The organism is Pseudoalteromonas sp. XMcav1-K, from assembly GCF_044005875.1.
GTDB classification, from domain to species: Bacteria; Pseudomonadota; Gammaproteobacteria; order Enterobacterales; family Alteromonadaceae; genus Pseudoalteromonas; species Pseudoalteromonas spongiae.
This window is the reverse complement of record NZ_JBIPJE010000042.1, coordinates 1-10,595: the sequence shown is the minus strand read 5'-3', so window position 1 is coordinate 10,595 and position 10,595 is coordinate 1. Positions and strand designations below refer to the sequence as shown.

Annotated in this window: 4 protein-coding genes; all 4 read left to right on the top strand. The window is 40.1% G+C overall.

Going from position 1 to position 10,595, the window contains the following annotated elements:
• Window positions 1–65 precede the first annotated feature (65 nt).
• Complete coding sequence (locus ACHSBP_RS10220; RefSeq protein ID WP_395388783.1) at window positions 66–890, top strand: peptidylprolyl isomerase; 825 nt, start codon at window positions 66–68, stop codon at window positions 888–890.
• 12 nt (window positions 891–902) lie between these two features.
• The gene (locus ACHSBP_RS10215) at window positions 903–1,733 is read left to right on the top strand and encodes a peptidyl-prolyl cis-trans isomerase (RefSeq protein ID WP_395388782.1); all 831 of its coding nucleotides are present in this window, start codon (window positions 903–905) and stop codon (window positions 1,731–1,733) included.
• On the top strand, window positions 1,720–7,788 hold the full coding sequence (locus ACHSBP_RS10210; RefSeq protein WP_395388781.1) for a thrombospondin type 3 repeat-containing protein: 6,069 nt from the start codon (window positions 1,720–1,722) through the stop codon (window positions 7,786–7,788). The genes ACHSBP_RS10215 and ACHSBP_RS10210 overlap by 14 nt, the downstream gene beginning before the upstream one ends.
• Window position 7,789: 1 nt before the next feature.
• A partial coding sequence (locus ACHSBP_RS10205; protein ID WP_395388780.1) for a hypothetical protein occupies window positions 7,790–10,595 on the top strand: 2,806 nt, incomplete at its 3' end.

Below are 10,595 nucleotides of genomic sequence, written 5' to 3'. Positions count from 1 at the left end.
CTTCCATTTAGTGGATAATGCCCGAGTTATTATATAGTTACACGAATGTAGTTTAGGTTTTAGGGATGAAAATTAGAAAACATAATAAATTTTTAACACTATTTTTGGTGAATGCTGCGTTGATTGGAGGTTGTTCCGACAAACCTAAGTTTGTTGCAACCGTTGGTGATCAGGGGGTAACGCAACAAGAGCTTAATGCGTATTATGAGCTCAAACGTATTGACAAAGATAATTCAGAACTCGTTACTAAAGCTAAAAAGCATTACCTAGAATCCCTAGCGGTATCGCAGGCTATTGAGTCTCTACCTGAGTTCGACACGTCAAAATTAGCGGTAGAGCTAAATGAGATAAAAAAAGATTTATTACTTAGTCGATATCTTAATCAGTTTCTAGAAACGGCTGTAACCGATGTTGAAATGCGCAATTATTACGCGCAAAATAGTGATAAGTATCAGTCAAAACAGGCTAAAGTATCGCATATTTTAATACGTGTGGCACAAACAGATGACCAAGCAACACGTCAAGCCAAATACTCTAAGGCGCAAGAGGCATATTCTAAAGTAATTACAGGTCAAGCATTTGCCGATGTTGCTCTAGCCATGTCGGAAGACAAAGTATCTGCAAAAAACGGTGGACAGTTAGGTTGGATCAAAGAAGGAGCTGTAGCGCCAACGTTTTCGGATGCAGTATTCAATCAACTTAAAGAACAGCAGATTTCTCAACCGATCTTAACTTCATTTGGTTATCACATCATAAAGCTTGAGCACACACCAAAAACGGTGAGTCAGCCATACGAGCATGTAAAAGGAAACATCAAGCGTACGCTAAGAAAGGCAGCGAAAGATACCGAGTTAGCGCGTTTAAAGTCAACAGTATCAGTTACGTTGTAATAAGGGACTACAATGCGCAAATGTTTAGTATTACTAGCATTGTTGCTAGTTGGCTGTGGTGAACAAGACGTTAAACAAGAGTCAGATTCGGGTGTACGTGACGTAATCGCGAATGTTAACGACGTGCCAATTACAGCGCAAGAATTAGAACATGTGATGCTCAAAACGTTTGGTGAATATGCAGCCATGCAACTTGGCGATGAAGGCCGGAAAAAGTTGCTCGAAAGCATGATAATCAAAAAATTAATGGCTGAGCAACAACTTGCACAACTCAGTGAGTATGAACTAACAGAATTTAAACTCGCACAACAAGCATATCGCGATGAATATTTAAGCAAACGATATATCCAACAGAACATAACTGCAACCCCAGTATCAGAAGAGCAAGTTCAAGCGTACTACAACGCTAATTTAAGTGAATTTGGGCAAAAAGTGCAGCGTAGATTTGAAATGATAACTTTACCAAATTCAAAGGCCGCCCAAAATGCACTAGACAGTTTTATAAAAGACATAGATTGGCGAGTGCACGCGCAGGATCAAAAAGATAAGGGCACCGCACTGATTTTGTCTCTGGGTACGCAAGGTGATAAAGGATTAAGCCCTTTTTATCGCAACATTATTGCAAACGTAGCGCTTGGGGAAGTTTCAAAAACGTATCGTTTAGATAATAAGTTAATTCGCTTTAAGGTGATAGCTGAACATAAAAGTGATGCAAAACCGTTGAGTGAAGTTAAAGAACAAATAAGAAAGACACTATCACCAATTCAAATCAAACGTGCAATAAAAGAGGAAGCGGCTCGTTTAAAACAACAGGCCAAAATAACCCGTTATGCTATGGATTAGCGAAAACTTAAGCAGTTTAAAAAATTACTTATCGATATTATTGCTGGCAGGTCTATTATCTGCATGTTCAAATCCAGATGATGTAAAAAAACCGCCCAAGCCAGAAATAGATTATCATGCGAGCACGCCGTTAGATGGCCCAATTGCGGCTGTTGAATATGCATTGTTCGCACCCGGCAGTGAAATTCAAGATATTACTAAAGCGCAAGCTATACAAACAGGTAATATGCCTGCAATATCAGCAATGTTATTGGATCCTGAGTTTGTGGGCGCCGCACAATTTAGGGGCTTCTTTTTCGCTGAAAATGACGAACTTTACCAATTTGAAGTGTTTACAAATGGTAACGCAGAGTTACAGATAAACGGTTCTGCCTATATTGAAGGTGAGTTGCTTGCACTCGGCAAAGGGTACCACCATATACAGTTGTCATTCGAAAGTGATGAACTGCAAACACAGCCGCGAATTTTAATGTCGTCTGAAAAGACCCAAGAAATTGATTTAGCACAGCAGCATTTATACCTAGCAACGAGTTCATTAATAAAGGTTGACGCTGTAAACACGACAATTCCTGCGCGACATACCCCTGGCTTTGAATATACATATTTTGAAGGTGAAACGTTAGATTTTAATTCATTAAAACAGATAGCTCCGATAGTTCATGGGAATCGAGATGACATTAGCTTACTTGTTCGTCATAGTGATCAGAGTTATGCTTTGACTTATCGAGGCTTTTTAACACTGGAAGAAGCAGCAAGCTACAGTGTAAGAGTGTTATCGAGTGGTCCTATTAAAGTAAGCCTCAATCAAAATTTTCAAGTGGCAAGTGAGTTTGGTTTAATTGAGCAGTTTGTAACCTTAGAAGCTGGCGTTCATGAGTTCGAATTTACTCAACTACAACACACCAAACAAGCAAATCCGATGCTTGATATTGCACTTTATACGCCAGGGAGCACAGCGCGTTATTTATCATTAGATAATTGGTCATTTGTCGCTGAAAAAATAGAAAAAAATGAAATTCCACCAATCACTCCCGCAGGTGAATATGTTGAAGGCACTAACTTTAGGGTCTTTACTACCCAGCAGCCAAATAATATGGCGCACGCCCAAAGTTTGCTACCTAATCTAGTTGGCGTATCGATAGACAACTTACCTAACAACGAATGGCCTAAGCCTTATTCAGTTTTATTTGATACCGAGTTAGAGGTAGAGCAAGACGGTTACGTAACACTTTACTATACAGCTGAAAGCCAACTTGAAATTGAGTTTGCTGGGCAAGTTTTAAGTGCTCAAAATGTACAAGAATTAGCAACTAATAGGTCCACTGTTGTAGATAAACACGCGGGGAGAGTAGGGAAATATCACTATCGTACATTCTATCTCAAAAAAGGGCGCCATCGTTTAGTTTATTACTATGTGGTAACAGGCAATAGTGTGCGACCTGTAATTAAAATAGCGTTACCAAATAAAATTGCATGCTTAATTGAATTCCTTAAGTTATTAGCCGAAAAACTGTCTCGTAAAGCAGACTTAGACGGTGATGGCGTGCCTGATGATGAGGATGCTTTTCCAGAAGACCCGAATGAAAGCAAAGACAGTGACGGCGATGGTATTGGCGATAACAGCGATACAGACCGTGACGGTGATGGCATAGAAAATGAAAAAGATGTGTTTCCTGATGACCCAAATGAATGGTCAGATTTAGATAATGATGGCATTGGTGATAACAGTGATGAAGATCGCGATGGTGATGGTGTTAATAACCAAGATGATGCATTTCCAAACGATCCTAGCGAAACAACAGATACTGATAATGATGGTATTGGCGATAATACTGACCCAGACATTGATAATGATGGAATTGTTAACGGGCTAGATGCATTTCCGTATGATGCAACCGAATGGTCGGATTTAGATAATGATGGCATTGGCGATAACTCAGACCCAGACAAAGATGGTGACGGTGTTGTTAATGAGCAAGATCTATTTCCAAGTGATCCAACTGAATGGTCTGATCTGGATGGTGATGGCATTGGTGATAATAGTGACCCAGACAGAGATGGTGACGGTGTTTTAAATCAATATGATGCGTACCCAGATGATCCTACGCGCTGGAGTGACAATCCTGAATTAGATGACCGTGATGGTGACGGGTATCCCAATGAGCAAGATGCATTCCCTGATGACCCTAATGAGTGGTCTGATTTGGATGGTGACGGTATCGGTGACAATAGTGACCCAGATCGCGACGGTGACGGTTACTCTAATGAGCAAGATGCATTTCCTAATAATCCGAATGAATGGGCAGATTTAGACGGAGATGGTTTAGGTGACAATAGTGACCCTGACCGCGATGGCGACTCTTACAACAATGAACAAGATGCGTTTCCAGATGATCCCGATGAATGGGCTGACATGGATGGTGATGGTATTGGTGATAATAGTGACCCTGACCGTGATGGAGATGGCTATGCGAATGAAAATGATGCTTTCCCAAATAATCCTAATGAGTGGTCTGATTTAGACGGAGATGGCATTGGGGATAATAGTGACCCGGACCGAGATGGTGATGGCTATAATAACGACATTGATAGTTTTCCAGATGATCCTACACGTTGGTTAGACCCGGTTGACGTAGTTTTGTTTGCTGAAAGTGAAAAGTCCGCAGTAAATCTTAATTGGCAAATTTCGGATTCACCGCACATCTCGCAAATTATTTTAAGTCGATCAGATTATCAAGGGACGTTCTCTCAGCTTGCAACTTTTGATGCAACGGTAAGAAGTTATATCGATTCTACAGCGATGGGCAACCGAGCCTATCACTATAATATTACGGTGAGAGCAATTGATTCTCTTTTAGGTCAAAGTAGGTCAGTGTCTGTGTTTAACATAGGCAAGTATGAACAGGTTCAAGCGTTAAAAGTTGAAAGTAATAAGGAAGGCCTTTCATTAACTTGGCAAGCAAATGACAGTAAAAACTACCAAATAGAAAAACGTTTAGCTGACGGCGCTTGGTTAAAATTAGCAGAAACAAATAATAGTTCTTATGACGATTTTGATGTTATTTCAGGAATGACGTACGAATACAGAGTAAGGGCTTATAACTATATCAAAAACCCAATCACTCAAAAAAATGTAATCGTTTTAGGCCCGTGGTCTGACAGTGCGAGTGCATTGGTACGCAGTGTTCCTGAATTAGTGTTGTACGAATACGCAAAGCATGAAGGTAATCAGTTCGACTTTTTCGCGACGAAATCAGCCGAAAAATTAGTCATTAATGGGCGGTTACTAAACGTTTCTTACCCATCAAAGTTGACTATCAAAACATTGAGTTCAGAACAAGAGTATACAGTTCAAAATGATAAACGATTTAAGTTGCCGCTTGATTTAGCACTTGGTCATGAATGGACGCTCAGCGCAGTTGATGTAACTGGTTGGCAAGAAAATTTTGTCATCAAAGTAATTACTCAAGCTGACTCGCCAAACATTGTGCTCGACCCAATAGAATTAGAGACAGAGCAAGATAGCATAACATTGTCTGGTAAAGTTGAGTCGCAAACCAATTTAAAAGAGTTATTGGTGAAGTCAAATGTATTCGAGGACAGCACATTCCATTTGATGTTTAATGAACTGCGTCAATTTACGGGACAGATCCCTCTAAAACAGGGTGATAACGAACTGACTATTGTGGCTGAAGATGCATTGGGTCAAAAAGTTAGCAAAATAGTTAATATAAAACGAGTGTCCCAAATACAGCCGACAATAGCACTAGTATCTCATAAAGATGGGGATACGGTCACCCAAGCAAATGTTCAGCTTGAGTTTGCTGTGACAAGTGAAGTTACGCTAACCGAACTAGTGGCAACAATGAATGGTCAATTTGTCGGAACCATTAGTCCATTTGAAAATAATCGATGGCGTTTGACCTTTGAACCAATAATGCTTGATATGGGTGATAACTTATTCAATGTAAAGGTCGAATCAGCACAAGGATATGGTGAGTTACGTTTTATAATCAAACGAATAGATGAGGACCAAGGCATTGCGCCAATAATAGAAATTTCTAGCCCAACTAATGGCAGTTGGATTAATCGTGATAAATTTTTAATCACCGGTGTAATTGTATCTAATGTATTGCCAGAACTAACAATTAATAATATTGACGTTGGCGTAACACCTTCAGGTATAGAGCGTTATCAATTTGAATACCTGGCTCAAAAATCTGAAAATACATGGACGCTGGAAGCTACCAATAAGTTTGGTAATGTAATTCAAACCCTTAATTATCAATTTGATAATAGCGCACCAATAATAATATTGGAGCAGCCTTGGCCAAAAAACTCGTCTACCGTGTTGGTACAAAACCCAGTTACGATTAGCGGTACGGTGAGCGATGCGCAATCAATAACATTAAGCGTTAATGAGTTACCTATACAGTTACGACCAGGTAATAGTGAAAACGAATATCGTTTTACCTCGCAGTTAGATTTGGCGAAAGGCGTTGATACACCAGTTACAATCAAAGCGGTCGATTTTGCCGGTAACACAAGTGAATATGCGTTTAATTTAACCAATCAGTCACAAACTGCGGTAAATATCATTGCACCACGAAAACAGCAAATCTTCTTAATTGACGATGCTAATTTATCACTGCAAATTGTTGCTGCAGTGGAAAATAGTACTGAACAAATGCATGCTGAAATTCAAGTTAATAATGCCTCGCCAATCGCGGTTGATGTGATTGCAGGATACATAAACGTAACAACTGAAGTAGACTCCAGTACCACAGAACAAACGTTAACAGTTAATGTCTATGATGGGAGCAATAGCTTAGTTGGTACGTCTACGCAATTTTTCACTGTTAGTAGTAAACAGGCGATACCTTTAAGCATTATCAAGACAACTCCTAAAAATGAGGATGAAGGACATGCCGCAAACGGTTTTATAGCATTTTACTTTAACAAAGCGGTTGAACAATCGGATATTCAAGTAAATGTGTATGAAACATTACACGGCGACACTTATCTGCCTAAACCTCCCCAAGATTCACCGTTTACTATGGGAGGGTATGAAGTAAAACGTGTAGATCGCGATAACGAACCTGTACCCGGTGCAATTGCAAGTTTACCTGGTGATCATACGTATGCCTTTTATCCTAGCCGTGAATTTGGCTATGGCGCAACAATCCGTGCCGAAATATTGGTAAATAGTGAAGAAAAAGCGCGATTTACTTTTAAAACTGAAAAGATGCCAACCTTAATAGATGGTAATTTAAAGGATCATTTATTTGTCAGTATTCCAAAGATGTGGGTATCTATCAAAGAGCTTGGTATCAGTACTCAAAGTGACGACAATGGTAACTTTACATTTGGTTATGGAGATCAAAAACTCCCAGAAACATCAGCGAATTATTTAACGCTCGTATTTAACGAGTTTTCGCCTGCATCTGATTTTGGCAACTATATAAAAACACTGGATTATGTACCAAATACGCGACATTCCCTTGGTGTAGTTCAGGTGCCATTTTTAGGTAAAAACATTGCATTTGGTAAAGTGGCATCAGGTCTTCCCAATACAAACCTTGCTAATGGCGATTTAACCTTTGATTTGTCACAAGCGAATATAAATTTTAAAGGAAAATCCACTGTACCAATGCAGTTTAGTATTCAGAACTTTACTGCATCAGGAATGCAATTAAATAATGACGTACCAATATTCTATTTAATGGCAGGTCAACCACAAGGTGTAGAAGTTACAGGCGCAATGAGTCTAACTATGACTGCAGCGAGTTTGTATGGAAATACAAGTTATTTGCCTGACGATGGTGAGTTTGTCCCTTTATATGGCCGAAAGCTCAACTCCAATAAAATGGAATTAGTTGGAGTTGGCCAATTACAAAACAGGCAAGTCATATCTCGTGGACCAGTGCTACTTTCAACATTAGATTACATTGGCTTTGGTCGCTTACACCCTAATTTACAGGAGCATTTGAAAAATTATGCTGACGGTGAAATTGGGTTAGTTCAGCTTTCTGCATTAATAAATAAACGGAATTAAAATGCGGTTCTTAAGACTTTCGATTTTGTTTAAGTACATTGTATTTATTTACTTAATTTTATTTAGCACAGTTACACAAATTAAACCTGCAAACGCGTACGGATACTTAGACATTCAACGAGTTCGCATCGGTATGGTAATGGCGCGCGGACTTGTACTGGAAGGTGATTTGCCGATTTGGGCTCAATATAATGACTCAGGAAAGACGGTGGGAGCCGAGTTTCCTCTTGTTAGTTATCCCAAAAGTTATGTTCTCTCAGCAGAGCATGTGAACTCAGTTCATCAAACACTCGATTCATTAAAACTAAAGCATGGTGACCGCCTCCAAATAATGTCTGTTGATGCATATAACAGTGCAGAATTTAAAACAGGCATAAAAACCGAAATTAAGAAAATTACGATCCCCGATTATTATAAAAGCATAGCGATACTGGACCCTAAAACGTTAGTGTCAGGTGATCAAGATATGGTCTTGCTGTTAGCTCGTTTCGACCTCAACAGTATTGGCGCGGTTGACGGGGGCGTGAAATCATTATTACTTGATTATAAAGGTGCATTAATCGCATCATCTGAATTTAATATCGCATTCAAAGCGGCTTTTTATGATGGTGAACGAGGTGACAGTGCAATCCCGTCATCTATTCGATCGCTGTTTGATAAAACGCCTTATGCTCCGTATACCCAATCATATATTGAAGTTGTAGCACCGTATCCTGGCGGGGCGATACCCGATGAAGAGGGTAAGTGGCGGGCGCCCTTCATGTTAATACCGTGCCCAATGTTTGAGTTTCATTATACAACGCCTTCAATCTTACAATATTACTTTGGCAACTTTAACCATAGAGGGTACAGGGCAGGGTTTTCATATCAAATGTTACCTGGGCATAGCACTTGTATTGGTTATGACGCGATCCAACCAACAGATCTTGCAGGTTTGATGGCAAAAGTTGCCATCATGGGAATACTTGCATCTGTTCAAGATCCTGTCGGAATCAATAACTATTTCGTTGATACAACACTATTACACGGTCGTGGCGCACTCATCGATTTGAATTCAGGTGCACCAGTACCAATTACTGGTCAAACAAAATACGTTTATAACGAGCCCCAAAATCGAGTGATCCCATCACCTAGTTTTTATTTTGATGGCGATGATCTGAAAGAGTTTACTTTACATGGCAACTTAAACGCTGAAGGCCAATTTGTATGTAATGAATCGCCAGATGATGCAACTTATTATGGTGTCTACTTATCATCAAACGGGGTTAAACCCGCGTATGATTGTAAAGACGAAGAACCAGAGTTACCTCAACCAGATTTAGTACGAGTAGTCGACATCGCCACGGACCAAACACCTCAGGGTCTGCTTGCTGAAATTAGTGAAGATGATTTCCAAGACACAGATATTTTTGTTTTCCGAGAATCAACCGGAATGCTAATTACGCAACGCAAAGGTAAAGATCTAAGGGAAGGGGCTAGTCACTACGCCATTGATAATAACAAATTTACCTACCAAATTTTTATGCGAGGCCCTGCTTCTGACGCATTTTATAACTATGCGATGAGGAGAACAGGCGGAGAAGCCGGCTTTATTGAGTATCAAAGTAAATCTCATATGAACCCTGAGTTGCATCGCCGTGAAGCGGATCATTTAAAACCCAACGAAATGTTGCGTATTGTCCTTATTAATCGAAAAACCGGTTATATAGGAACGGCATTACGTTCATTTTGGGGGATATCTGACGATCGTCATTACATGAGTATTTTACATGAAACTCGAATGTATCCACCTAACTTAAAAGTAACAGCGGAGCGCATTTTTGAGCCAAATAAAAATTCTATAAAAACAGGTCAGCAAAAAAACGTGATTAGTTATGAAGGCTCAGCATTATCAAGTGATTCAATGCTAGTGCTGACAACTGAGTGGTTTGATAATGATGGTACTCCTTTACCAGCAGGGTTAGCTGACTTTGGTTATACAGGGCGTTTAGCAAAAGTAGCCGGTAACAATAGTTTAGTAACCGTTGGCGGAGAGCTTGCAAACTTTGCGATAAAACCTGGGCGTAATATTGTTCAAATTAATTTGCCAGGTGGCGCGTCAACTAATGAACACTTTTACGTAAATGTAAGTGGTGAACCCATTTCAGAATCGCCAAGTTTTGAAGAAATAGGCGCAGGAGATGGGCCGTTGGCACACCGTCCAAAATACTATGTCCCGTTTAAAGTGCCCGTGTTTAATGAAGAGTTAACGACAGATTTAAATTTTAAGTATAAAAAAGCGGTTGAGGCGGGAGAAGCAGGTGACTTGGCAAAGCCAGAGCCTGTTTACCATTATGTTTATCGCCCAGAGTATCAGTTCAGTACATACGAGCTAAAAGTAAACGATATCCTGCGCCAAACAGCCGATGATAATGTGATATCGCTTTACCCCAAAGAGCGCCCATTAATTGGCTCAAGCGACGACATGGTTACTATGATGTACGATTTATTGGCATCAAACAGCGACGCGCTAGAATTTTTAGGTGAAGGCCAAGAGCTGGTGTTTTCACTTGGCGCTGATGAAATCAAAGCCACCATTGGCGAATCAGGTCAAGTACGTTTTGAACGCCTTGACCACATTGCAGCGCTAGATGTTGAAGATTTTGTGACGTTAAGTCTCTATAACAACACCGACCCCACTAATGTACTGTGGGATTATGCGTTTGAAGCTGTAGCACTTGATACGCGTTGGGCAGGCTATGACAACATTGGCGAAGATGGCACTATTTATGTGAGTGCAGACGACCCAGTTGTGCCACTGCAAAGCC